Origin of the sequence: Pseudomonas lactucae, from assembly GCF_016937615.1 — a bacterium.
Lineage (GTDB): Bacteria > Pseudomonadota > Gammaproteobacteria > Pseudomonadales > Pseudomonadaceae > Aquipseudomonas > Aquipseudomonas lactucae.
This window is the reverse complement of the sequence record NZ_JAFHKI010000064.1, coordinates 54,204-78,316: the sequence shown is the minus strand read 5'-3', so window position 1 is coordinate 78,316 and position 24,113 is coordinate 54,204. Positions and strand designations below refer to the sequence as shown.

General features: G+C 61.7%; 15 protein-coding genes and 5 pseudogenes. 13 read left to right on the top strand and 7 right to left on the bottom strand.

The genetic code is table 11. From position 1 onward, the window contains the following. Positions 1-58: 58 nt before the first annotated feature. Entirely contained in the window at positions 59-2,236 is a 2,178-nt protein-coding gene (locus JWR98_RS13190; RefSeq protein WP_205490232.1) for a malate synthase G, read from the bottom strand. A 267-nt stretch (positions 2,237-2,503) separates the two neighbouring features. Between JWR98_RS13190 and JWR98_RS13185 the strand changes: the two genes are divergently transcribed. Further along, positions 2,504-3,016 (top strand): glycine cleavage system transcriptional repressor, encoded by a 513-nt coding sequence (locus JWR98_RS13185; RefSeq protein ID WP_078734942.1) that lies wholly within the window; start codon positions 2,504-2,506, stop codon positions 3,014-3,016. A 111-nt stretch (positions 3,017-3,127) separates the two neighbouring features. Here the strand turns inward: JWR98_RS13185 and rarD are convergent, their stop codons facing one another. The 5 genes and pseudogenes from rarD to JWR98_RS13160 all read right to left on the bottom strand — a co-directional run bounded on the left by rarD (position 3,128) and on the right by JWR98_RS13160 (position 8,818). Then, on the bottom strand, positions 3,128-4,012 hold the full coding sequence (gene rarD / locus JWR98_RS13180) for an EamA family transporter RarD (RefSeq protein ID WP_003176520.1): 885 nt from the start codon (positions 4,010-4,012) through the stop codon (positions 3,128-3,130). A 120-nt stretch (positions 4,013-4,132) separates the two neighbouring features. After that, positions 4,133-5,105 (bottom strand): annotated as a pseudogene (locus JWR98_RS13175) (serine/threonine protein kinase). Positions 5,106-5,284: 179 nt separating this feature from the next. After that, positions 5,285-7,183, bottom strand: coding sequence for a PhoX family protein (locus JWR98_RS13170; RefSeq protein ID WP_078734941.1), 1,899 nt, complete (start codon positions 7,181-7,183; stop codon positions 5,285-5,287). Between the two features lie 80 nt (positions 7,184-7,263). Further along, positions 7,264-8,028, bottom strand: a complete 765-nt coding sequence (locus JWR98_RS13165; protein ID WP_078734940.1) for a TOBE domain-containing protein — start codon at positions 8,026-8,028, stop codon at positions 7,264-7,266. A gap of 52 nt (positions 8,029-8,080) precedes the next feature. Further along, the gene (locus JWR98_RS13160) at positions 8,081-8,818 is read right to left on the bottom strand and encodes a ComF family protein (RefSeq protein ID WP_205490231.1); all 738 of its coding nucleotides are present in this window, start codon (positions 8,816-8,818) and stop codon (positions 8,081-8,083) included. Positions 8,819-8,910: 92 nt separating this feature from the next. Here JWR98_RS13160 and bioB point away from each other — a divergent pair. From bioB to JWR98_RS13110, 10 genes and pseudogenes are all read left to right on the top strand, one after another. Continuing rightward, positions 8,911-9,965: pseudogene (gene bioB / locus JWR98_RS13155) on the top strand (biotin synthase BioB). Positions 9,966-10,021: 56 nt separating this feature from the next. After that, positions 10,022-11,191 carry an 8-amino-7-oxononanoate synthase gene (gene bioF / locus JWR98_RS13150; RefSeq protein ID WP_078734937.1) on the top strand — a complete coding sequence of 390 codons (1,170 nt, stop codon included), beginning with the start codon at positions 10,022-10,024 and terminating at the stop codon, positions 11,189-11,191. Next, positions 11,184-11,913 (top strand): annotated as a pseudogene (locus JWR98_RS13145) (alpha/beta fold hydrolase). The gene bioF and the pseudogene JWR98_RS13145 overlap by 8 nt, the downstream one beginning before the upstream one ends. Beyond that, positions 11,906-12,718, top strand: coding sequence for a malonyl-ACP O-methyltransferase BioC (gene bioC / locus JWR98_RS13140; protein ID WP_078734935.1), 813 nt, complete (start codon positions 11,906-11,908; stop codon positions 12,716-12,718). Before JWR98_RS13145 ends, bioC begins: the two are co-directional and overlap by 8 nt. Beyond that, the gene (gene bioD / locus JWR98_RS13135) at positions 12,715-13,395 is read left to right on the top strand and encodes a dethiobiotin synthase (RefSeq protein WP_078734934.1); all 681 of its coding nucleotides are present in this window, start codon (positions 12,715-12,717) and stop codon (positions 13,393-13,395) included. The genes bioC and bioD overlap by 4 nt, the downstream gene beginning before the upstream one ends. Before the next feature lie 105 nt (positions 13,396-13,500). Then, positions 13,501-13,782, top strand: coding sequence for a hypothetical protein (locus tag JWR98_RS13130; protein WP_003176510.1), 282 nt, complete (start codon positions 13,501-13,503; stop codon positions 13,780-13,782). A 340-nt stretch (positions 13,783-14,122) separates the two neighbouring features. Then, a pseudogene (locus tag JWR98_RS13125) lies at positions 14,123-15,927 on the top strand (phenylacyl-CoA dehydrogenase). 204 nt (positions 15,928-16,131) lie between these two features. Continuing rightward, positions 16,132-17,424, top strand: coding sequence for a GGDEF domain-containing protein (locus tag JWR98_RS13120; protein WP_205490229.1), 1,293 nt, complete (start codon positions 16,132-16,134; stop codon positions 17,422-17,424). A gap of 90 nt (positions 17,425-17,514) precedes the next feature. Continuing rightward, a complete protein-coding gene (locus JWR98_RS13115; protein ID WP_078734963.1) occupies positions 17,515-19,284 on the top strand; it encodes an acyl-CoA dehydrogenase C-terminal domain-containing protein in 1,770 nt (589 codons plus the stop codon). Positions 19,285-19,406: 122 nt separating this feature from the next. Next, positions 19,407-21,184, top strand: a pseudogene (locus JWR98_RS13110) (acyl-CoA dehydrogenase C-terminal domain-containing protein). A 226-nt stretch (positions 21,185-21,410) separates the two neighbouring features. On the opposite strand, the gene JWR98_RS13105 reads toward JWR98_RS13110, so the two are convergent. Then, positions 21,411-22,310, bottom strand: coding sequence for a LysR family transcriptional regulator (locus JWR98_RS13105; protein WP_078734931.1), 900 nt, complete (start codon positions 22,308-22,310; stop codon positions 21,411-21,413). 197 nt (positions 22,311-22,507) lie between these two features. Between JWR98_RS13105 and JWR98_RS13100 the strand changes: the two genes are divergently transcribed. Next, positions 22,508-23,770 (top strand): aspartate aminotransferase family protein, encoded by a 1,263-nt coding sequence (locus tag JWR98_RS13100; RefSeq protein WP_078734930.1) that lies wholly within the window; start codon positions 22,508-22,510, stop codon positions 23,768-23,770. Between the two features lie 182 nt (positions 23,771-23,952). Continuing rightward, positions 23,953-24,111, top strand: coding sequence for a YqaE/Pmp3 family membrane protein (locus tag JWR98_RS13095; protein ID WP_003176503.1), 159 nt, complete (start codon positions 23,953-23,955; stop codon positions 24,109-24,111). Positions 24,112-24,113 lie beyond the last annotated feature (2 nt).

Here is a 24,113-nt window from a genome sequence, read left to right as displayed (position 1 = left end):
ACGGTCAGCACAATTTTCAAAGAAAAAGCCCTGATCTCACGATCAGGGCTTTTTTCATTTACAGGCCGTTTTTAGCCTTGAACTCCCGACGCCTGCGGTGCAACACCGGCTCGGTATAGCCATTGGGCTGTTTGGTCCCCTCAATCACCAGCTCCACTGCGGCCTGGAAGGCGATGTTGCTGTCGAAGTCCGGGGCCAATGGGCGGTACAACGCGTCGCCAGCGTTCTGACGGTCCACCACCGGCGCCATGCGCTTGAGGCTTTCCATCACCTGGGCTTGGTTGACGATGCCGTGGCGCAACCAGTTGGCGATGTGCTGGCTGGAAATGCGCAGGGTGGCGCGGTCTTCCATCAGGCCCACATCATTGATATCCGGCACTTTGGAGCAGCCGACGCCCTGGTCGATCCAGCGCACCACATAGCCGAGGATGCCCTGGGCGTTGTTGTCCAGCTCGTTGCGGATCTCTTCCTCGGACCAATCGGTGTTGCTGGCCAGGGGAATAGTCAGGATGTCGTCCACCGAGGCGCGCTCGCGCGTGGCCAGTTCGGCCTGGCGCGCGAACACGTCGACCTTGTGGTAGTGCAGCGCGTGCAGCGCGGCGGCAGTCGGCGACGGTACCCAGGCGGTGTTGGCGCCGGCCAGCGGGTGGGCGATTTTCTGTTCGAGCATCGCCGCCATCAGGTCGGGCATCGCCCACATGCCTTTACCAATCTGTGCACGGCCTTGCAGGCCGGTGCTCAAACCGATATCGACGTTCCAGTTTTCGTAGGCGCCGATCCACTTCTCAGACTTCATGGCGGCTTTGCGCACCATCGCGCCGGCTTCCATGGAAGTGTGGATTTCGTCACCGGTGCGGTCGAGGAAACCGGTGTTGATGAACACCACGCGCTCGCTGGCCGCCTTGATGCAGGCTTTGAGGTTGACCGTGGTGCGGCGCTCCTCGTCCATGATCCCGACCTTGAGCGTGTTGCGCGGCAGGTTAAGCACGTCTTCGATGCGCCCGAACAGCTCGTTGGTGAACGCGGCTTCTTCGGGGCCGTGCATCTTCGGCTTGACGATGTACACCGAACCGGTGCGGCTGTTCTTGCGGCTGCTGTTGCCATTGAGGCTGTGGATCGCCGCAAGGCTGGTGAGCAGACCGTCGAGAATACCTTCCGGGACTTCGTTGCCGTCTTTATCGAGGATCGCGTCGATGGTCATCAAATGGCCGACGTTACGCACGAACAACAGCGAGCGGCCGTGCAGCGTCACGTCCTGGCCATCCAGGCCGGTGTAGACGCGGTCGGGGTTCATGGTGCGGGTGAACGTTTTGCCGCCCTTGGCCACTTCTTCGGCCAGGTCGCCCTTCATCAGGCCGAGCCAGTTGCGGTAGATCACCACTTTGTCGTCGGCGTCCACGGCGGCCACGGAGTCTTCGCAGTCCATGATGGTGGTGAGCGCGGCTTCCATCAGGATGTCTTTGACCCCGGCGGCGTCGGTCTGGCCGACCGGAGTGCTGGCGTCGATCTGGAGTTCGAAGTGCAGGCCGTTGTGTTTGAACAGGATCGCAATCGGCTCGGCAGCAGGGCCCTGGAAGCCGATCAATTGGGCGTCGTCACGCAGGCCGCTGTTGCTGCCGCCCTTGAGGCTGACGATCAGCATGCCGTCGACGATCTTGTAGCCGGTGGAGTCGACATGGCTGCCGGCGCTGAGCGGTGCGGCTTCGTCGAGGAAGGCGCGTGCGAAGGCGATAACCTTGTCGCCACGCACCTTGTTATAACCTTTGCCCTTCTCGGCGCCGTCGGCTTCGCTGATGGCGTCGGTGCCATACAGCGCGTCATACAGCGAGCCCCACCGCGCATTGGAGGCGTTGAGGGCGAAGCGGGCGTTCATCACCGGTACCACCAGTTGCGGGCCGGCCATGCGCGCGATTTCGTCGTCGACGTTTTGGGTCGAGGCCTGGAAATCCGCAGCTTCTGGCAGCAGGTATCCGATGTCTTGCAGGAAGGCCTTGTAGGCCGCCGGGTCATGGGCCTGGCCCGCGTGGGTCTGGTGCCAGGCATCGATCCGCGCCTGGAAATCGTCGCGTTTGGCGAGCAGGGCTTTGTTCTTTGGGGCCAGGTCATGGATGACCTTGTCGGCGCCGGCCCAGAATTGGTCGGCAGTGATGCCGCTACCGGGAATGGCTTCGTTGTTCACGAAGTCGAACAGGACTTTGGCGACCTGCAGGCCACCGACTTGAACGTGTTCAGTCATCTCTTGCCTCACTCTGCGGAGCTTATGCGCTGTTTCAGATTTTCATTATGTAGTGCTCGGTTGGGCATACTACATGATGGCTTGCGGTTGTGAAAATTAGACTAAATACGTCGTTTAGCGACCCACTTTGGTCGTACGGTCACAGCGGAGAACCGGATGTTCTCAAAAAACTATTCGATTGTTCCAGATAAATATAAAAATGGTACACGATTTGTGTTCGGTGGCCCTCGGGTCCACCTTGTAGATTGAATTCCAGAGGGCTTCGCCATGGACCATCTTGTACTCACAATTATCGCCGCCGACAAACCCGGCCTGGTTGAACGTATCGCGCAGAACATTGCCGCCCACGGTGGCAACTGGCTGGAAAGCCGCATGGCCCATATGGCCGGGCAGTTCGCCGGGATCCTGCGGGTCAGCGTACCTGCGGAGCACCGCCAGGCGTTGGTGGGGGCGTTGGAGGACTTATCCACACACGGCATTCGAGTGTTGGTGGGTGAGGGGAGTACCGGTCAAGCCCTGGCGTCCAAGCCGATTGTGATGACCCTGGTGGGCAATGACCGCTCGGGCATCGTGCGTGAAATCACGGCGTTGTTGAGCAAGCAGGGGGTGAACCTGGAGCGTTTGAGCACCGATGTGCGGCCGGCGCCGATGAGCGGTGATCCGCTGTTCACCGCCGAGGCGCTGCTGCAGGTACCGTCGACCTTGTCTCTGGATAAGTTGCAGGAATGCCTGGAAACCTTGGCCGATGACTTGATGGTAGAGCTGCACAACGAGGAATAGTCGGCCCGCAAGGTTATGCATGGAAAACTTGCATGGGCCTGTGGATAACCTTGGGGTTGATCTCTGCAAGCCAAGCCTGCTGTGGTTTGCAGAGGTCTGTACGTTATTTGATCAGCGTTTGCGCACGGTCAGCCAGGCATCCACGCTATAGACCACCAGGCCGGCCCAGATAAAGGCGAAGGCGAGCAGCGTGCTTGGGGCCAGGTGTTCCCCGAACAACAAGACGGCCTCCAGCAACACCAGGGTCGGCGCCACGTACTGCAAGAAGCCCAGGGCCGTGTATGGCAAATGCCGCGCGGCGGCGTTGAAGCACACCAGCGGGATCAGCGTCACCGGGCCAGCAGCCACCAACCACCAGGCTTCGGACGTACTCCAGAACTCAAGCTGCGCACTGTGGGCCGTCGGATTGAACAGCAACCACGCAACGGCAATCGGCACCAGCATCCAGGTTTCCACCACCAGGCCCGGCAGGGCCTTGACCGGGGCCTGTTTGCGGATCAGGCCATAGAAGCCAAAGGTCAGCGCCAGCGCCAGCGACACCCACGGCAAACTGCCGACCTGCCACACCTGCTGCGCCACACCCACAGCGGCCAGCCCCACCGCTACCCATTGCAAACGACGCAGGCGTTCGCCGAGGAGCAGCATGCCGAGCAGCACATTCACCAGCGGGTTGATGTAATAACCCAGGCTCGCTTCAAGCATGCGCCCGGTGTTCACCGACCACACGTAGGTCAGCCAGTTGGCCGCAATCAACGATCCGCTCAAGGCCAGAATCGCCAGGCGCCTGGGGTTGTCGCGCAGCTCGCGGAACCAGCCGGGGTGCTTCCACACCATCAACAGCAAACCGCCGAACAGCGCCGACCACAGCACGCGGTGCACGATGATCTCGGCGGCGGGTACGCTGGCGATGGCTTTGAAGTAGAGCGGGAACAAGCCCCAGATGACATAGGCACTCAGGCCCAGGATGTAACCCTTGCGGGGGTTGGCGGCGTGCATTGCAGAATCCTTGCTCAGGCAGCTGACAAAGGCGTGATTGTAAGGATATTTGTCAGTCCGTGGGACCTGCTTTGCTTCATGTGGGAGGGGGCAAGCCCCTCCCACGAAAAGCCAAAGCGGTCAGAAGAGTTTCAGGGGTTCTTCGTTGAGCGCCGACAGCTGCTCGCGCAACGCCAGCACCTGATCCCCCCAATACCGCTCGCTGCCGAACCACGGAAAGCTGTGCGGAAACGCCGGGTCGTCCCAACGCCGCGCCAGCCAGGCGCTGTAGTGCATCAGGCGCAACGCGCGCAGCGGTTCGATCAGTGCCAGTTCGCGCGGGTCGAAGTCATGGAATTCCTGGTAGCCGTCCATCAGTTCCGACAATTGCCCCAGGCATTCCTGGCGATCGCGGCGAGCATCATCCACAAGTCCTGCACCGCCGGGCCCATGCGGCAGTCGTCCAGGTCGACGATATGAAACATCTCATCACGGCACATCATGTTGCCGGGGTGGCAATCGCCGTGCATGCGGATGTTCTTGTGCGGCGTGGCCTTGTACACCTCTTCCACGCGCTTGAGCAGGTCGCGGGCCACGGACTCGTAGGCTGGCAGCAGGCTCTTGGGAATGAAATTGCCTTCGAGCAGGGTGGCGAGGGAATCGTGGCCGAAGTTCTTTACGCCCAACGCTTCGCGGTGCTCGAACGGGCGGGTGGAGCCCACCGCGTGCAGGCGCCCGAGCAATTGCCCGAGGCGATAGAGCTGATCGAGATTGCCCGGCTCCGGCGCACGGCCGCCCCGGCGGGGGAACAGGGTGAAGCGGAAACCCTGGTGTTCGAACAGGCTTGCGCCGTTGTGGATAAGGGGCGCCACCACCGGCACGTCGCATTCGGCCAGTTCGAAGGTGAAGCGGTGTTCTTCGAGGATCGCCTCGTTGGTCCAGCGCTGGGACGATAGAACTTGGCGATCAGCGGTTCGGAGTCTTCGATACCCACTTGGTAGACGCGGTTTTCATAGCTGTTGAGCGCCAGGATGCGAGCATCGCTGAGGAAACCGATACTTTCGACGGCGTCGAGGACCAGGTCGGGGGTGAGTGTTTCAAACGGGTGGGCCATGCGAACTCCTGCGCGCAGCAGGTCGCCGCGTCCGGCCCGGTATGGTAACGCACCGGGCCAGAGATAGGTGGTGGCTGTGCTATTGCCATCGGGAGCAAGCCCCCTCCCACAGGTAACCGCGTTTATCCTGTAGGAATGCGGTCAATTGTGGGAGGGGGCTTGCCCCCGATGAGGTCCTGTCAGGCGCCGACGACCCCACCATCATCCCGCCGAATCGCCATCACCGACGACCGCGGCTTGCCGTTCGGCAAATGCTCCGGCCAGGTCGAACCACCGGTTTCGCCCGGATGCTGAATCCCCACGAACAGCGTCTTCTGATCCGGCGAGAAGCTGATTCCCGTCACCTCACACGCCACCGGCCCGACCATGAAGCGGCGGATTTCACCGGTGCTCGGGTCAGCGCAAAGCATCTGGTTGTTACCCATCCCCGCAAAGTCACCCGCGTTGCTGTAGTCGCCATCGGTGAGGATCCACAGGCGCCCGGCCTTGTCGAAACCCAGGCCGTCGGGGCTGTTGAACATGTTCTGCGGGTTGATGTTGGACGAACCGCCCTTGGGCTTGCCCGCGTGCACGCCTGGGTTGCCGGCCACCACAAACAGGTCCCAGCTGAAGTCCGCTGCACCGTGGTCATCGGCATTGGCTTTCCAGCGCAGGATCTGGCCGTAGACGTTCTTCTCCCGTGGGTTGGGGCCGCCCACCGGCTGGCCGTCCTCGCCGCGCTTGGCATTGTTGGTCAGGGTGCAATAGACCTGGCCGTCCGTGGGGCTGACCACGATCCATTCCGGGCGGTCCATGCGCGTGGCTTTGACCACGCTGGCTGCCAGGCGCGCGTGGATCAACACTTCGGCCTGGCTGGCGAAGCCTGTGCTTGCGTCGATGCCGTTTTTGCCATGGGTCAGCTCGACCCACTGGCCTTTGCCCTTTGGATGATCGGCATCGCCGTCGCCCGCGTCGAAGATCGCCACATACAACGTGCCGTGGTCGAGCAGGTCTTTGTTGGCCTTGGGGTTCTTGTGGTTGATCGTGTCGCGGCTGACGAACTTGTAGATGAACTCACCGCGTTCATCGTCGCCCATGTACACCACGGCGCGGCCATCGCGGGTTTCGGCCAGCGCCGCGTTTTCGTGCTTGAAGCGGCCCAGGGCGGTGCGCTTGACCGGGGTGGATTGCGGGTCGAACGGGTCGATCTCCACCACCCAGCCATGGCGATTGAGTTCGTTGGGGTTCTTGGCCATGTCGAAGCGCGGGTCGTGCAGGTGCCAGTTGATATCTTTGCTGGCGGCAACCACGCCGTAGCGTTTCTGCCCGGCATCGAACGCTTGTTGTGGGTTGCTGCTGCCGAAGCAGTCGGTGAAGTTCTCTTCACAGGTCAGGTAAGTGCCCCACGGCGTCTTGCCGTTGGCGCAGTTCTGGAAGGTGCCGAGCACGCTTTTACCGGATTTGTCGGCGCTGGTTTTCAGCCAGTCGTGGCCGGCGGCGGGGCCGCCGAGGCGGATCGGCGAGTTGCCGTGAATGCGCCGGTTGTAGCGCGAGTCCTGGACGAACTGCCAGGTGTCGCCCTTGCGCCGTACTTCGATCACCGACACGCCTTCGCTGGCCTGGGCCTTGTGCACGTCTTCGGCCGATTGCGGCGCGCCGCCGTGGGCGTAGAGGTAGCGGTAGTTGGTGTATTCGTTGTTGATCGCCATCAGTGCGCGATTGTCGTCGCCGGGGAAGGCGAACAGGCTCATGCCATCGTTGTTGTCGCCGAACTGCTGCTCCTGGGCCTTGGCCGTGCCGTTGCCGGAGGGGTCGAACGCCGGGGCGTTCTTGTGCAGCGGCTGGCCCCAACTGATCAGCACCGAAGCGCTGTAGCCCGGAGGCAGGGTAATGGTGTCGCTGGTGGCGGCGGCGATGCTGGTGAAACCCAGCAGCGGGCTGGCGGACGCGGCGTTCACGGCCAGGGCGCTGCGGCTGAGCAGGTTGCCGCCCAGGAACATTGCGGCACCGCACAGGGCGCCGGCGCCGATAAAGCGGCGGCGGGTGAGGCCGACCATCTGTTCGAGGTCGGTGGCTTGGTTTTCTTCTAACAGGCTCATCACGGCTCCTTGCGTGCTTTTTGCGAACACCTTAAGCAGCCGCTGTGACGAAATTGTTGCGGTTTGAAGACGGGCGAGGTTTAAACCGGTGTGCCGAGCAGCACATGGCCGGGAGCGAATTGCACGCGGACCGCCCGGCCATCGGCGACGCCCATGGCCTTGAGTGCGTCAGGCTGGGCCAATGCGCACAAAACCTGGCCAGTGGGCAGGGCGATGCGCACTTCGCTGGGGCCGTCCTCGGCATCGAGAATCGTGTCGACGGTGCCAGTCATGCAATTGTGTCCAGGTGTTGCAGTGTCATGGGGCGCGAGCAACTCCAGCCAGCCAGCCTTGATCAACGCGACCACTTCAACGCCCGACTCCAGCTCCAGCCGCTGGGTGCTGTCGTGGGTGATGTGGGCATCCAGCGTCAGCCCGCCCGCCAGTTGCAGGCGGATCAGGTCGTTGCGGCCATGGCGTTCAATCGCAATGACCTGGCCGTGTAACTGGTTGCGCGCGCTGGTGCGCAGCATCAGGCGCCCGAGCAGGTTGAAGTCGCTGGCCGCTTCGTCCGAGCCCAGCACCTGGGCCTGCAGCACTTGCAGGCGTTGGTAGAGACGCAGTACCCGTTCACCTTCGGCCGTGAGCCTGGCACCGCCGCCGCCTTTGCCGCCGACGCTGCGTTCCACCAGGGGTTTTTGCGCCAGATTGTTCAACTCGTCGATGGCATCCCAGGCCGCCTTGTAGCTCAACCCGGCACTCTTGGCGGCACGGGTAATGGAGCCCTGTTCGGCGATATGCGCGAGCAGGGCGATGCGCTGGGGGCGGCGAACGATATGTTGGCTGAGAGAGGGGGGTAGAGACATGGGCGCACACTGCTGTGGAATAAGTGGACGTTGCGGCTGCCGGGCATGAGAGTCAAGTGCCTGGCTTGGGCGTGCGGGCCAGGCAGTACACGTCGACTTGCCTGGCACCGGCATTTATCAACAGGCGCGCCAGGCTGTGGGCGGTGGCGCCGGTGGTGAGCACGTCGTCCACCAACGCAAAATGACGGTCTTGCACCTGGGCGTCGGCCGCCAGGGCAAACGCGCCGAGCAGGTTGCGTTTGCGCGTCTTGGCGTCGAGCGCTTGCTGCGCCACGGTCTCATGGGGACGTAATAACAGGTGTTCATCGCAGGCGATGTTCAGGTCGGCGCTGAGCCAGCGCGCCAGCATCAATGCCTGGTTATAGCCGCGTTCGCGCAGGCGTCTGCGCGCCATGGGCACCGGCAGTAATGCGTGCGGGCGGGGCAATGACGTGTTGTCGAAGCGGTGTTGCAGGTGTTGTCCCAATAAACGTCCCAGCAGATGCCCGAGAGGCCAGCGCGCCTGATGCTTGAAGCGGCTGATGAGGCTGTCGACGGGAAAGCTGTAGGTCCAGGGGGCGACCACCTGTTTAAAGGCCGGTGGTTGTTGCTGGCATTGGCCGCAGACCAGACCGTCCATCGGCAAGGGCAACGCACAGACCTCGCAGTGCTCCATCAGCCAGGGCAGCTCGGTTTCGCAGGCGTTGCACACCGAATCGGCCGTTTCGGTGGGTTCATCGCAGATTAAACAGGGTTGTGTGTTTTTTAACCAGATGTAAACTTCATGTTTGTACTTTGGTTGACAGTGCATGAATCTTCCTTAAATATGCCGAGCATCCGTGTCGTGCCTGTGGGTATTGCCCTTCCCGCAGCGCCAGCCAAAGCATAACCAAGGAATCGCCCATGAGCGCCAGCACCACTGCCACCCTGCGTCACGATTGGTCCCTGGCCGAAGTCAAAGCACTGTTCGTGCAACCGTTCAATGACCTGTTGTTCCAGGCGCAGACTGTGCACCGCGCGCATTTCGACGCCAACCGGGTGCAGGTGTCGACCCTGCTGTCGATCAAGACCGGCGCCTGCCCGGAAGATTGCAAATATTGTCCGCAGTCGGGCCACTACAACACCGGCCTGGAAAAAGAAAAGTTGATGGAGGTGCAGAAGGTCCTCGAAGAGGCCGCCCGCGCCAAGGCCATCGGCTCGACGCGTTTTTGCATGGGCGCGGCCTGGAAGCACCCGTCGGCCAAGGACATGCCCTACGTGCTGCAGATGGTCAAAGGGGTTAAGGCCATGGGCCTGGAAACCTGCATGACCCTCGGTCGACTCGATCAGGACCAGACCGAAGCGCTGGCCCAGGCCGGCCTCGACTACTACAACCACAACCTCGACACCTCGCCGGAGTTCTACGCCAGCATCATCACTACCCGCACCTACGGCGAGCGCCTGCAGACCCTGGCCTACGTGCGTGAGTCGGGGATGAAGATCTGCTCGGGCGGCATCCTCGGCATGGGCGAGTCCCTCGACGACCGCGCCAACCTGCTGATCCAACTGGCCAACCTGCCGGAGCACCCGGAATCGGTGCCGATCAACATGCTGGTGAAGGTTGCGGGTACGCCGTTGGAAAACGCCGAGGACATTGACCCGTTCGACTTCATCCGCATGCTGGCGGTGGCGCGTATCCTGATGCCGCAATCCCATGTGCGGCTGTCGGCCGGCGTGAAGCGATGAACGAGCAGATGCAGGCCCTGGCGTTTTTTGCCGGCGCGAATTCGATCTTCTACGGCGACAAACTGCTGACCACGGCCAACCCGCAGGCCGACAAGGACATGCAGCTGTTCGCGCGCCTGGGCATCCTGCCGGAAGCCCGTGAAGAGCACGCCGATGAAGTGCACCAGGCGGCGATCGAGCAGGCGTTGGTGGAGCAGAAGAGCAGCGAGCAGTTCTACAACGCCGCCGTTTGATTGAAATGCGCCTCCCACATTGTTGACCGAGTTAATCCTGTTAGTCCGAGGCCTGCATGTCTTTCGATCTCGCCGCGCGCCTCGCTGCCCGCCGTGCCGAACACCTTTACCGTCATCGTCCCCTGCTCCAGAGCCCCCAGGGCCCTGAAGTGGTGGTGGACGGCCAGCCGCTGTTGGCATTCTGCAGCAATGACTACCTGGGCCTGGCCAATCACCCGCAGGTGATCGAAGCCTGGCGCGCCGGTGCATCCCGTTGGGGCGTGGGCGGTGGGGCTTCGCACTTGGTGGTCGGGCACGCCACGCCGCACCATGAACTTGAAGAAGCCCTGGCCGACCTGACCGGTCGACCGCGTGCGTTGCTGTTTACCACGGGCTACATGGCCAATTTGGGCGCGGTCACGGCGTTGGTGGGCCAGGGCGATACGGTGCTCGAAGACCGCCTCAACCATGCCTCGCTGCTGGATGCCGGCTTGCTGTCGGGCGCGCGGTTCAATCGCTACCTGCATAACGACGCGGCAAGCCTGGCCAAGCGCCTGGAGAAAGCCACCGGCAACACCCTGGTGGTCACCGATGGCGTGTTCAGCATGGACGGCGATCTGGCCGACCTGCCCGCGTTGGCCCGAGAAGCCAAGGCCAAAGGCGCCTGGTTGATGGTCGACGACGCCCATGGTTTCGGCCCGCTGGGGGCCAACGGCGGCGGGATCGTCGAGCATTTCGGCTTGAGCCAGGAGGATGTGCCGGTATTAGTCGGCACGCTTGGCAAGGGCTTCGGTACCGCCGGCGCGTTCGTGGCCGGCAGTGAAGAGCTGATCGAAAGCCTGATCCAGTTCGCCCGTCCCTACATTTACACCACCAGCCAACCGCCGGCGCTGGCTTGCGCCACGCTGAAAAGCCTGACGCTGTTGCGCACCGAACATTGGCGGCGCGAGCACCTCAATGGGCTGATCCGCCAATTCCGCCAGGGCGCCGAGCAGCTTGGCCTGGAACTGATGGACAGCTTCACACCGATCCAACCGATCCTGGTCGGCGAAAGCGCCAGGGCCGTGCGTTTGTCCCAGCGGCTGCGCGAGCGCGGCCTGATGGTCACCGCGATCCGCCCACCGACCGTGCCCGCCGGCAGTGCGCGCCTGCGCGTGACCTTGACCGCGGCCCATAGCGCAGCGCAAGTGCAGTTATTGTTGAACGCATTGGAAGGGTGTTTGCAGTTGGAGCCCGCCCATGCGTGATCAACTGATACTGCTGCCCGGCTGGGGCCTTGGCATTTCGCCGCTGGAACCGTTGGTCGCCGCCTTGCAAGGCCTGGATGAACACCTGCGGGTGTGCGTGGAGCCGTTGCCCACACTGGATACCAGCGACCTGGAGGCATGGCTCGACGAGCTCGATGCCACGTTGCCGGATAATGCCTGGCTGGGCGGCTGGTCCCTTGGCGGCATGCTGGCTAGCGAGCTGGCGGCACGGCGCGGCGAGCGTTGCCGGGGCCTGCTGACCCTGGCGAGCAACCCGTGTTTTGTCGCCCGTGACGGTTGGCCGAGTGCAATGCCCGGCGAAACCTTCGAGGCGTTCCTCGCCGGTTGCCAAGCCGATCTTCAGGGCACCCTCAAGCGCTTCGGACTGTTGTGTGCCAAAGGCGCCGAAGACCCGCGCGGGCTCGGGCGATTGTTGGTCAGTGGTGCGCCAGACACATCGCCCAACCAGTTGATGGCCGGCCTTGGACTGCTTGCGCAATTGGATACCCGCGAGGCCTTGCAGGCGTATGGGGCCCCAACTGCACCTGTTTGCCGGAATGGACGAGTTGGTGCCCGCCGAAGCGGCCGGTGCGCTGTTGGCTTTGCTGCCCGATGTAGAAATCGGCCTGATTGAACAGGCCGGTCACGCTTTTCTTCTGGAGGACCCTCACGGTGTGGCGGGTGCCATCCAGGCTTTTTTGCATGAGTATGCCGATGACTGATTTATCCCTCCCCCCATTGCCCGGGGCCTTGCCGGACAAGCGCCGGGTGGCTGCGTCGTTTTCCCGTGCGGCGGCCAGTTATGACAGCGTGGCCCAGTTGCAGCGGGGAGTGGGGCATGAATTGCTCAATCGCCTGCCAGAAGCCATTTCGCCACATCGCTGGCTGGATCTGGGGTGCGGCACGGGTTATTTCAGCCGTGTACTGGGCGGTTTTTTTCCTGTCGGCCAAGGCGTTGCGCTGGACATTGCCGAGGGCATGCTTGAGCACGCACGGCCGCTGGGTGGTGCCGAACACTTTATCGCCGGCGATGCGGAACGCTTGCCGCTGAAGGCTGACAGCTTCGAGCTGCTCTTCTCCAGCCTGGCGGTGCAATGGTGTGCGAACTTCGACGCCGTGCTCAGCGAGGCCTTTCGCGTGTTGCAACCGGGCGGGGTACTGGCCTTTGCCAGTTTGTGCGTGGGCACCCTGGATGAACTGCGCGAGAGCTGGCGCGCCGTCGATGGCCTGGTGCACGTCAACCGCTTTCGTACCTTCGAGGCCTACCAGCACTTATGCGCCGCCAGTGGCTTGCGCGTGGTCAGTCTGGAACGTCAGGCCCATGTGTTGCATTTCCCGGACGTGCGCAGCCTGACCCACGAATTGAAGGCCCTCGGCGCGCATAACCTGAACCCGGGCCGCCCCGGCGGCTTGACGGGCCGTGCGCGGATTGCCGCACTGGTGCAGGCCTATGAGCAGTTCCGCCAGGGCCAGGGCCTGCCGGCGACTTACCAAGTGGTGTATGCCGTATTGGAGAAACCTTTATGAGCGCCGCTTATTTCATCACCGGCACCGACACCGATGTGGGCAAGACCACCATCGCCGCCGGCCTCTTGCATGCGGCGCGTCAAGCCGGCAAAAGCACGGCGGCCGGCAAACCGGTGGCGTCCGGCTGCACGCTCACACCCAAGGGACTGCGCAACGCCGATGCGCTGGCGCTGCTGGCGCAGTGTTCGTTGCCGTTGAGTTATGCCGAGGTCAATCCAATGGCGTTCGAGCCGGCCATCGCACCGCATTTGGCGGCGCGCGAGGCGGGCGTTGCGCTGACGGTGCAAGCGTTGCTCAAACCCATGCAGCAAATTCTGGCGCACCAGGCGGATTTCACCTTGATTGAAGGCGCCGGCGGCTGGCGCGTGCCTTTGGCGGACCAGGCCAACCTCTCGGACCTGGCCATGACGCTCAAACTGCCGGTGATCCTGGTGGTGGGGGTGCGCCTGGGCTGCATCAGCCATGCCTTGCTCACCGCCGAAGCCATTGCGCGGGACGGTTTGCCGTTGGCCGGGTGGGTGGCCAATATCATCGACCCCAAGACCTCCCGTCTGGAAGAAAACCTCGCCACCCTCGCTGAGCGCTTGCCCGCGCCATGCCTGGGACGCGTGCCCAAACTCAAGCACGCCGGGGCTGAAGCCGTGGCGCACTACCTGCACCTGGACCTGCTTGACTGATTTTGGCTATCGCTAAGGCATAGTGCCATTAGTGTTTTTGACGGGCATTTGGCCACGATCTCTGCTTCAATCACCGTTCACGGTTCTCTAAAGGCAGGCTTAGCCATGGACATCTCTGGAAGCAGCGCGTTTTATTCGGGCCTGAATACCATTCAGTCCGGGCAGAACCGTGTCGACCAGGCCGCCGGCAAGATCGCCAGTGCCGCTACCAGCCAACCTTCGGATGCGCAGAATGACCGCTTGCAGGCGGTCAATCGCGGGCAGCCGACCAATTCCGCCAGCAACATGGTGGAACTGGCCGAAGGCAAGTTTCAGGTCGAGCTGGGCGTCAAAGTCGCCAAGGCTTCGGATGAAATGCTCGGTACGCTGATCGACACCTACGCCTGATCTGCTGGCGCTAATTAAGATGTAGGAGGGGGCTTGATCTGGTCCAGCTTGCTCCCGATAGCATCGTGTCAGTCGACATCTGACTGATCCGCCGCGATCGGAAGCAAGCCCCCTCCCACATGTGCCCGGTTTTATTCTGATCCCTTTCTATCCATCTCTCTGATGTGGCATCCAGCCTCAGGCCTTGTTGCGCCTGGGTTGACGTGTGTCATGACAAACGGCATCTGGGCGACGCTTGACATCCCAAGGTCGTAAACGTATGTTTCAAACACCTGTTTGACCGCCACAATAAATTCCACGCGGTTGTTCATTCCAGCTACATCAGCAGAGGTTTATCGCTATGCCTGACTACAAGGCCCCCTTGCGTGATATTCGCTTCGTTCGTGACGAACTGCTCGGTTATGAAGCGCACTATCAGAGCCTGCCGGCTTGCCAGGACGCTACCCCGGACATGGTCGACGCCATCCTTGAAGAAGGCGCCAAGTTCTGTGAGCAAGTGCTGGCACCGTTGAACCGCGTGGGTGACATCGAAGGGTGCACCTGGAGTGAGTCAGGCGTTAAAACCCCTGCAGGCTTCAAAGAAGCCTACAAACAATTCGTCGAAGGCGGCTGGCCGAGCCTGGCCCACGACGTGGAGCACGGTGGTCAAGGCCTGCCGGAATCCCTGGGCCTGGCCGTGAGCGAAATGGTCGGCGAAGCCAACTGGTCGTGGGGTATGTACCCAGGCCTGTCCCACGGTGCGATGAACACCATCTCCGAGCACGGCACTCCCGAGCAGCAAGAGGCCTACCTGACCAAACTGGTGTCGGGCGAATGGACCGGCACCATGTGCCTGACCGAGCCGCACTGCGGCACCGACCTGGGCATGTTGCGCACCAAGGCTGAACCTCAGGCCGATGGTTCCTACAAAGTCTCCGGCACCAAGATCTTCATCTCGGCCGGCGAACACGACATGGCCGACAACATCGTCCACATCGTACTGGCCCGCCTGCCCGACGCACCGGCCGGTACCAAAGGCATCTCGCTGTTTATCGTGCCCAAGTTTCTGCCGAATGCAGACGGTTCGATCGGCGAGCGCAACGCGGTGAGCTGTGGCTCTCTTGAACACAAGATGGGCATCCACGGCAACGCCACTTGCGTGATGAACTTCGACGCGGCCACCGGTTACCTGATCGGCCCGGCGAACAAAGGCCTGAACTGCATGTTCACCTTTATGAACACCGCTCGCCTGGGCACCGCGCTGCAAGGCCTGGCTCACGCCGAGATCGGCTTCCAGGGCGGCCTGAAATACGCTCGCGACCGCCTGCAAATGCGCTCGCTGACCGGCCCGAAAGCGCCGGACAAGGCCGCTGACCCGATCATCGTGCACCCTGACGTGCGCCGCATGCTGTTGACCATGAAAGCCTTCGCCGAAGGCAACCGTGCAATGGTGTACTTCACCGCCAAGCAAGTGGACATCGTCAAATACGGCACCGACGACGAAGCCAAGAAACAGGCCGATGGCCTGCTGGCGTTCATGACCCCGATTGCCAAGCGTTCATGACCGAAGTCGGTTTTGAGTCGGCCAACCATGGTGTGCAGATCTACGGCGGCCACGGTTTCATCGCCGAGTGGGGCATGGAGCAGAACGTTCGCGACAGCCGCATCTCAATGTTGTACGAAGGCACCACCGGCATCCAGGCGCTCGACCTGCTCGGCCGTAAAGTGCTGATGACCCAGGGCGAAGCGCTCAAGGGCTTCACCAAGATCGTGCACAAGTTCTGCCAGGCCAACGAAGGCAACGACGCTGTCAAAGAGTTCGTCGCACCGCTGGCTGCACTGAACAAAGAATGGGGCGAGTTGACCATGAAGGTCGGCATGGCGGCCATGAAAGACCGTGAAGAAGTCGGTGCCGCTTCGGTGGATTACCTGATGTATTCCGGTTACGCCTGCCTGGCTTACTTCTGGGCCGACATGGCACGCCTGGCGGCCGAAAAACTGGCTGCCGGCACCAGCGAAGAAGCGTTCTACACCGCCAAGCTGCAGACCGCGCGCTTCTACTTCCAGCGTATCCTGCCACGTACCCGTACCCACGTGGCCACCATGCTGTCGGGCGCCGGCAATCTGATGGACATGAAAGAAGAAGACTTCGGCCTGGCTTACTAAGCCTTACCGGGTAACCCTCGAAAACCGCCGCTTCCCTTGGGGAGCGGCGTTTTTTATGGGCGATAAAAAACCGCAGTGAAGCGCTCAGGGATTGTCGGCCGCTGCCGTTACAGTAGTGGCAATGTGATACATGGCGGACAAGGTGTGCTTAACTGTCCGGGTCAAGGCACAGTGCCATCATCTTTGCGCTTCGGAGCTTTACCCTTGTCACGCGTGTCCGCCGTACGGTTCAGTCATTTTTTCCCCTCGCTGCTGCTCTTGCTGGCAGGGCTCTCGGCTGCGTACGTCAAGGATCTCAACGTTTTCTTCACCTCCTTGTTCAACGTGTTGCCGACGTTGGTGCTGTTGCTCGGCGGTTCGTATTGCGCGGTCTATCGACGCCAGCGTGAGCTGTTCTTGATGATGACGGTGTACGTCGCTTACTTCCTGCTCGATACCCAGACTGATTTCTACCGCGACAACGGCCGTGTACGCGCAGACGCGGCGGTGGTGTTCCATCTGTGTTGCCTGTTGTTGCCGGTGCTGTTCAGCATCTACGCGCTGTGGCAGGAGAAGACTCATCTGTTTCGCGACTTTGTTGCACGCGGCGCGGTGTTGCTGGCGATAGGCAGCGTGGCGCTGGCCCTTGAACAGAGTTACCCCGAAGCGGTGCTGGGCTGGCTGGCGGAGATTCGCTGGCCGGCGCTGCATGGCAGCTGGATGAACCTGATCCAACTGTCGTACCCGATGTTCCTGATCGGCTTTTTGACCCTCGCGGCACAGTACTGGTACCAACCGCGTCCGCTGCATGCGGCGCAATTGGTGGGCTTGCTGGGGCTGTTCTGGATGCTGCCGAAAACCTTCATCCTGCCGTTCACCCTCAATATCATGTGCAGCCAGGTGATGTTGATGATCGCCGCGGGCGTGGCCCACGAGGCTTATCAAATGGCGTTTCGCGACGAACTGACCGGGTTGCCGGGGCGTCGCGCGCTCAACGAACGCATGCAACGGCTGGGGCGCAATTACGTGCTGGCGATGACCGACGTCGATCATTTCAAGCGCTTCAACGACACCCATGGTCACGACGTGGGCGATCAGGTGCTGCGCCTGGTGGCGAGCAAACTGTCCAAGGTCAGCGGTGGCGGGCGTGCCTATCGCTACGGCGGCGAGGAGTTCGCCGTGGTGTATGCCGGCAAGACCCTGGATGAGTGCATGCCGCACCTTGAGGAACTGCGCCAGATCATCGCCGATTACGCTATCAAACTGCGTAACCCGGACAATCGCCCCCAGGACGATTTCCAGGGCCGGCAGCGTCGCGCGGCCGGCGGTGCATCGAGTGTGTCGGTGACGATCAGCATCGGCGTGGCCGAACGCCAGGTGGAGCAACGCACGCCCGAAGAAGTGCTCAAGTCCGCCGACGAGGCGCTTTACGCCGCCAAGGGCGCGGGGCGTAACTGCGTGGTAGCGGCCGGGCAGACACGGCGTGGCGCGGTGCGCATGCAGAGCGCCGCCGGTTGAGTGATGGCGCTGTATTCAGCGGTTCTACAATGATTGTCTGAGGCGCGGGCCGGCAGTAGGTTGCAAGGATCTGCTGCCGGAGACATGACCATGCCTGAGTACAAAGCTCCCCTGCGCGACATGCGCTTTCTGATCGACAACGTGTTTGATTTCCACGGCCACTACGCCGCGTTGGGCGCAACCGACGCCAGCCCGGACATGGTCAGCGCGATCCTCGAAGAAGGCGCGAAGTTCTGCGAGAACGTGCTATCGCCGCTCAACCGCAGCGGCGATGAAGAAGGCTGCCATTTCGATAACGGCGTGGTCACCACGCCCAAGGGCTTCAAGGAAGCCTTCGCCCAGTACGTGGAAGGCGGCTGGCATGGTGTGGCGGCAGACCCGGCCTACGGTGGCCAGGGCTTGCCGCAGTCCCTGGGGCTGGTGCTCAGCGAGATGATCGGCTCCAGCAATACCTCCTGGGGCATGTATCCGGGCCTTACCCATGGCGCAATGTCGGCGATCCACGCCCACGGCACCGTCGAGCAGAAAGACACCTACCTGAACAAGCTCACCGCCGGCGAATGGACCGGCACCATGTGCCTTACCGAAGCCCATTGCGGTACCGACCTGGGCCTGATCAAGACCCGCGCCGTGCCCCAGGCCGATGGCAGCTATGCGGTGACCGGCAGCAAGATCTTCATCTCGGCCGGCGAACACGACATGAGCGCCAACATCATCCACCTGGTGCTGGCCAAATTGCCGGACGCACCGGCGGGCACCAAGGGCATTTCCCTGTTTATCGTGCCCAAGTTCCACGCCGACTCGGGTGAGCGCAACGCGGTGCACTGTGGCGCCATCGAGCACAAGATGGGCATCAAGGCCTCGGCCACCTGTGTGCTGAACTTCGACGGCGCCAAGGGCTTTTTGATTGGCGAGGCCAACAAGGGCCTCAACTGCATGTTCACCATGATGAACCACGCCCGCCTGGGCACCGGCATGCAAGGCCTGTGCAACGGCGAGGCGAGCTTTCAGGGCGCGATCAAATACGCCAACGACCGCCTGCAAATGCGCTCGCTGACCGGCGCCAAGGCCCCGGACAAGGCTGCCGACCCGATCATCGTCCATGCGGACGTGCGCCGCATGCTGCTGACCATGAAGGCCTTCAACGAAGGCAATCGCGCACTCACCTATTTCACCGCGCAGTTGCTTGATACCGCGCACCTGAGCAGCGACGCCGGCCAGCGCCAGGAGGCCGAAGACCTGTTGGCGTTCCTCACGCCGATCTGCAAAGCCTTTATGACCGATACCGGGCTGGAGGTGACCAACCACGGCATGCAGGTCTTCGGCGGCCACGGTTACATCCGCGAGTGGGGCATGGAGCAACTGGCGCGTGATGCGCGTATCGCGCCGATCTATGAAGGCACCAATGGCATCCAGGCCCTCGACCTGCTGGGGCGCAAGGTGCTGGGCAGTCAGGGCAAGTTGCTGCGCGGGTTTACCAAAATCGTGCATAAGTTTTGCGCCGCGAATGCCGAACATGCGCAGCTCAATTCCTATGTGGCGCAGCTCAATCAACTGAACCAGCAGTGGGGCGAACTGACCACCCAGGTCGGCATGGCTGCGCTGAAGAATCCGGATGAAGTCGGCGCCGCCGCGGTGGATTACTTGATGTACAGCGGGTACATCATCCTCGCCTACCTGTGGTTGCGCATGGCGATTGCCGCGCAGGCACACGACGATGCCGAGTTTGCCAGGGCCAAGCTGGCCACTTGTGAGTTCTATTTCAAGCGCCTGCTGCCACGTACCGCCACCCACCGCGCCGCTGTCGAAGCGGGCAGTGAGTGCCTGATGAGTCTGCCTGCGGAGGCGTTTGCGTTGTAGTGACTTAAAAATACCAGCCAGTCACAAGTGGACCCTATGTGTCTGAAAAGTTGTTCGGGTACACTCGGAGCCTGTAAAACAGATCCTATCGAATCACTTTTCACGTTCTCACGAGGTTTGCCATGGCTGATTACAAAGCGCCGCTGCGTGATATGCGCTTCGTCCTCAACGAAGTGTTTGAGGTTGCCAATACTTGGGCCCAATTGCCGGCGTTGGCAGACACCGTTGACGCCGAAACCGTCGAGGCGATCCTCGAAGAAGCCGGCAAGGTCACCGCCAAATCCATCGCCCCGCTCAGCCGCGGCGGCGATGAGCAAGGTTGCCGTTGGGAAGACACAGTCGTGTTTACTCCGGACGGTTTTCCACAGGCCTACAAAACCTACGCTGAAGGCGGCTGGGTCGGTGTGGGCGGTGACCCGGCCTTCGGCGGCATGGGCATGCCCAAGGCTGTGTCGGCCCAGGTTGAAGAGATGATCAACTCGTCGAGCCTGGCGTTCGGCCTGTACCCGATGCTGACGTCCGGCGCTGTGTGTCGATCGCAACGCACGCCAGCGAGGAACTCAAGGCCGCCTATCTGCCGAAGATGTACTCCGGCGAGTGGGCCGGCTCCATGTGCCTGACCGAAGCCCATGCCGGCACCGACCTGGGGATGATCCGTACCAAGGCCGAGCCGCAGGCGGACGGTTCCTACACCGTCAGCGGGACCAAGATTTTTATCACCGGTGGCGAACACGACCTCACCGAAAACATCATCCACTTAGTGTTGGCCAAACTGCCGGACGCACCGGCCGGTCCCAAGGGCATCTCGTTGTTCCTGGTGCCAAAATTCATGGTCAACGCCGACGGCAGCCTCGGTGCGCGTAACCCGGTGAGCTGTGGTTCGATCGAACACAAGATGGGCATCCAGGCATCCGCCACCTGCGTGATGAACTTCGACGAAGCCGTGGGCTACCTGGTGGGCGAGCCGAACCGTGGGTTGGCGGCGATGTTCACCATGATGAACTACGAGCGCCTGGGGGTGGGTATCCAGGGCTTGGCGTCCGGCGAGCGTTCTTACCAGAACGCTATCGAATATGCGCGTGATCGTCTGCAAAGCCGCTCGCCAACGGGCGCTCAGGCGAAAGACAAAGCTGCCGACCCGATCATTGTGCATCCGGACGTGCGTCGTATGCTGTTGACCATGAAAGCCTCGAACGAAGGCGGCCGGGCATTCTCCACCTACGTGGCGACGCAACTGGACATCGCCAAGTTCAGCGACGACGCCGCCGCCCGCGAGCGTGCGGACAACCTGGTGGCGTTACTGACCCCGGTGGCCAAGGCGTTCCTGACCGACCTGGGCCTGGAAACCACTGTGCTCGGCCAGCAAGTGTTGGGCGGTCATGGCTACATCCGTGAGTGGGGCCAGGAGCAACTGGTGCGTGATGTGCGCATCACCCAGATCTACGAAGGCACCAACGGCATTCAGGCCCTGGACTTGATGGGACGCAAGATCGTCGGCAGCGGCGGTGCGTTCTATCGCTTGTTTGCCGACGAGATCCGCCAGTTCATCGCCGACGCGGGCGCCGAATTGGTCGAGTTCACCAAGCCGCTGAGCGCAGCGGTGGACAACCTCGACGAACTGACCGCCTGGGTGCTGGACCGCGCCAAGGCCAATCCGAATGAAATCGGCGCGGCTTCGGTCGAGTATTTGCATGCGTTTGGTTACATGGCCTATGCCTACATGTGGGCGCGCATGGCCAAGGCTGCTTTGGGCAAAGAAGCCGAAGACGACTTCTACGCCAGCAAGCTGGGCACGGCGCGATTCTACTTCGCCCGTCTGTTACCGCGTATTCACTCATTGAATGCGTCGGTAAAAGCCGGCAGCGAATCGCTGTTTTTGCTGGATGAGGCACTGTTTTAAAGGCTTGGAGGGCGTGTAAGCATTCTCTTACATGACGTACTGCTATTCGTCCTCTATCGCCACATTGGATCCATCGATAATCTACTTCACATGGACGTCGCGCAGGAAGCGCAAAGCAACAACACGGACACGTAGGATTCTGCCAGGACGGCGGAGTGAAATGGATGTCAGGGAAACAGTCTGCAAAGCCCCGCTTCGGCGGGGTTTTCTTTTGCCCGCGAAAAAGTCAGGCGGGCGCCGGCGGGGCATTCATCACGTCTTCGAGCAAGGTGCGCAGCAGCGCCATCGTGGCTTGCTGGCGTTGCACATCGCGGCATACCAGGCCGACTTTCAACGGCACCCTCGGCTCACTCAATGGTTTCCACAGCAACGACTGGCTGTTGTGTTCGTCCTGGGAGCGCCCCGGCAGCACGGTGGCCAAGCGGGTGTTGGGCAGGCTGTCTAGGATTCCCACCATGGTATTGAGCTCCGCTTGCACCTGCGGCCGTCGCCCGAGGTTGGCGAGTTGCCCCTGCCAGATCTGCCTGACCTGAAACTCTTCCCCCAGCAATAACATCGGCAACTCGGCAGCCTGTTTCAGCGAGACTTTCTTGAACTCGCGCAGGGGATGGTCTTCGGGGATGACCACCTTCAACTCATCCTCATACAACAACACCCCATGCAGCCCTGGCTGACGTGGCGGTAGATAGCTGATGCCGATGTCCAGCGAACCGTTGAGCAAGCGCCGTTCAATCTCAATACCGGTCAATTCGTAGATCTGCACCACCAGGTGCGGCTGGGCCTTGCGCACGCGTTCAAGCATTTGCGGCACCAGGCTGGTGTGCACGGTTTGCAGCACGCCGATGGCCAGGGTGCGCAACGCCTGGCCCTTGAAGTTACGCAGCGCCTCGACGGCCTGTTGCATGCCATCAATCAAGGGCAACGCGTGGTTGTACAAGGTATGGGCCGCAAGGGTCGGCAATAGTCGCTTGCTGCTGCGTTCGAACAGGCTCACATCCAGGTTCTGCTCCAACTGGCGGATCTGTTGCGACAAGGCCGGTTGGGAGATCGACAGACGTTCAGCGGCACGGCCCACATGGCCTTCTTCATACACCGCGACGAAATAACGCAGTTGCTTGAAATCCATAAGTCTTTCTTATCGAAAAAGCTGCAAAATCGAAATGGCCGTCGGCCCACCAGACGCCTAGTCTAGCGCCTATTCGCAGGGCTTACAGGGCCGGATCGGGCAATGAAGAGTGTTTGGGTTGATAGCGTTTACATAGGCAAGGCAAACAATCCACAGGTGGTGTTTGCACCAGGCTTGGTTGCTATCGGGGGTGATCTGTGAACCTGTTCAGCCGGCGTCGCCCCACGCCAAGCCTGGATGATCTGGTGATGGACGCAACGGATGATGCGTCCAGTGAACCGCTGATGCCCACCGTGGCCAGGCCGCCTCAAGTCTTTTCGCGTGGCCAGGGTTCCTGGCTGTGGGACAGTGACGACCGCGCTTATCTGGACTTCAGTCAGGGTAATGGCGCGAACAGCCTCGGTCATAGCCCACAGGTGCTGATCAGCGCCCTGAACCAGCAGACACAAGCGCTGATCAACCCCGGCATGGGCCTGCATAACCGCACCCAACTCAATCTCGTCGAGCGGTTGTGCCACCGTACCGGCAGTGACCAAGCCTATCTGCTTAACAGCGGCGCGGAAGCCTGTGAAGCGGCTATCAAGCTGGCGCGCAAATGGGGCCAACTGCATCGTGGTGGCGCATACCGCATTATCAGCGCCAGCAACGGTTGCCATGGCCGCAGCTTTGCGACGCTGGCGGCGTCGGCGCAAGCCTTGGAAAACCGCTTCGAGCCGCAATTGCCCGGTTTCAGCCACGTGCCGTTCAATGACCTGCCGGCGCTGCACGCAGCCGTGGATGCGCAAACGGTGGCCATCCTGCTCGAACCGCTTCAGGGCGTCGGCGTAATGCCCGCCACCGAGCATTACTTGAAGGGCGTCGAGCGGCTGTGCCGTGAACTGGGCATCCTGCTGATCCTTGACGAAGTGCAAACCGGTCTTGGCCGTTGCGGTACGTTGCTTGCCGAACAGCAATACGGCGTGCGCGCCGACATCATCACCCTCGGTAAAGGCCTGGGCGGCGGCGTGCCCCTGGCGGCACTGTTGGCACGCGGCAACGCATGCTGTTTTGAAGTGGGTGAGTTGGACGGCACCCATCATGGCAACGCGCTGATGGCGTCGGCCGGCGCGGCGGTACTCGACGCGGTGCTGGAGCACGGCTTTCTTGAGCATGTGCGCGAGTCCGGTCTGTATCTGGGCGAAGGACTGGCGCGCCTGGCTCATCGCTACGATCACGGCCAACTGCGTGGTCAGGGCCTGATGTGGGGCCTGACCTTGTCGGATGATTGCGCAGATGCCGTGGTAAAAGCCGCGCTGCACGAAGGGCTGATCCTCACTGCGTCGCAACCCGACTGCCTGCGCTTCACCCCGGCGCTCACCGTGAGCAAAAGCAACATCGACGAAATGCTCCTGCGCCTGGCCCGCGCGTTTTCCCGCGTGCGCACCGCGCAACTGCAATGCCGCAAGGGCATCGCCGTTTAATCTCTTATTCCTGAACCGTCTCGCGGCATACGCGGCGCCTCCAGCCGGATTATTTTGGCCGGGGGCGTTTTTTTGTCTGCTTATTACAGGATGGCGTAATGCCAGAATTCACTGAACCCTCACGAACCCCCAGGGTCGATTAGCTACACGGCTCACACGAGCCGATTTTCTGGAGCTGACCCATGGATTTCATTCGTATCATCATCGCCATTCTGCTGCCGCCACTGGGTGTGTTCCTGCAAGTAGGCTTCGGCGGCGCGTTCTGGCTGAATATTCTGCTGACCTTGTGCGGTTACTTCCCAGGCATCATCCACGCGGTGTACATCATCGCCAAGCGTTGAGG

Bases quoted from the DNA above. Each gene is read 5' to 3' on its own strand.
- JWR98_RS13190 (WP_205490232.1), bottom strand. From the start codon at position 2,236: ATGACTGAACACGTTCAAGTCGGTGGCCTGCAGGTCGCCAAAGTCCTG.
- JWR98_RS13185 (WP_078734942.1), top strand. From the start codon at position 2,504: ATGGACCATCTTGTACTCACAATTATCGCCGCCGACAAACCCGGCCTG.
- rarD (WP_003176520.1), bottom strand. From the start codon at position 4,012: ATGCACGCCGCCAACCCCCGCAAGGGTTACATCCTGGGCCTGAGTGCC.
- JWR98_RS13170 (WP_078734941.1), bottom strand. From the start codon at position 7,183: ATGAGCCTGTTAGAAGAAAACCAAGCCACCGACCTCGAACAGATGGTC.
- JWR98_RS13165 (WP_078734940.1), bottom strand. From the start codon at position 8,028: ATGTCTCTACCCCCCTCTCTCAGCCAACATATCGTTCGCCGCCCCCAG.
- JWR98_RS13160 (WP_205490231.1), bottom strand. From the start codon at position 8,818: ATGCACTGTCAACCAAAGTACAAACATGAAGTTTACATCTGGTTAAAA.
- bioF (WP_078734937.1), top strand. From the start codon at position 10,022: ATGTCTTTCGATCTCGCCGCGCGCCTCGCTGCCCGCCGTGCCGAACAC.
- bioC (WP_078734935.1), top strand. From the start codon at position 11,906: ATGACTGATTTATCCCTCCCCCCATTGCCCGGGGCCTTGCCGGACAAG.
- bioD (WP_078734934.1), top strand. From the start codon at position 12,715: ATGAGCGCCGCTTATTTCATCACCGGCACCGACACCGATGTGGGCAAG.
- JWR98_RS13130 (WP_003176510.1), top strand. From the start codon at position 13,501: ATGGACATCTCTGGAAGCAGCGCGTTTTATTCGGGCCTGAATACCATT.
- JWR98_RS13115 (WP_078734963.1), top strand. From the start codon at position 17,515: ATGCCTGAGTACAAAGCTCCCCTGCGCGACATGCGCTTTCTGATCGAC.
- JWR98_RS13105 (WP_078734931.1), bottom strand. From the start codon at position 22,310: ATGGATTTCAAGCAACTGCGTTATTTCGTCGCGGTGTATGAAGAAGGC.
- JWR98_RS13095 (WP_003176503.1), top strand. From the start codon at position 23,953: ATGGATTTCATTCGTATCATCATCGCCATTCTGCTGCCGCCACTGGGT.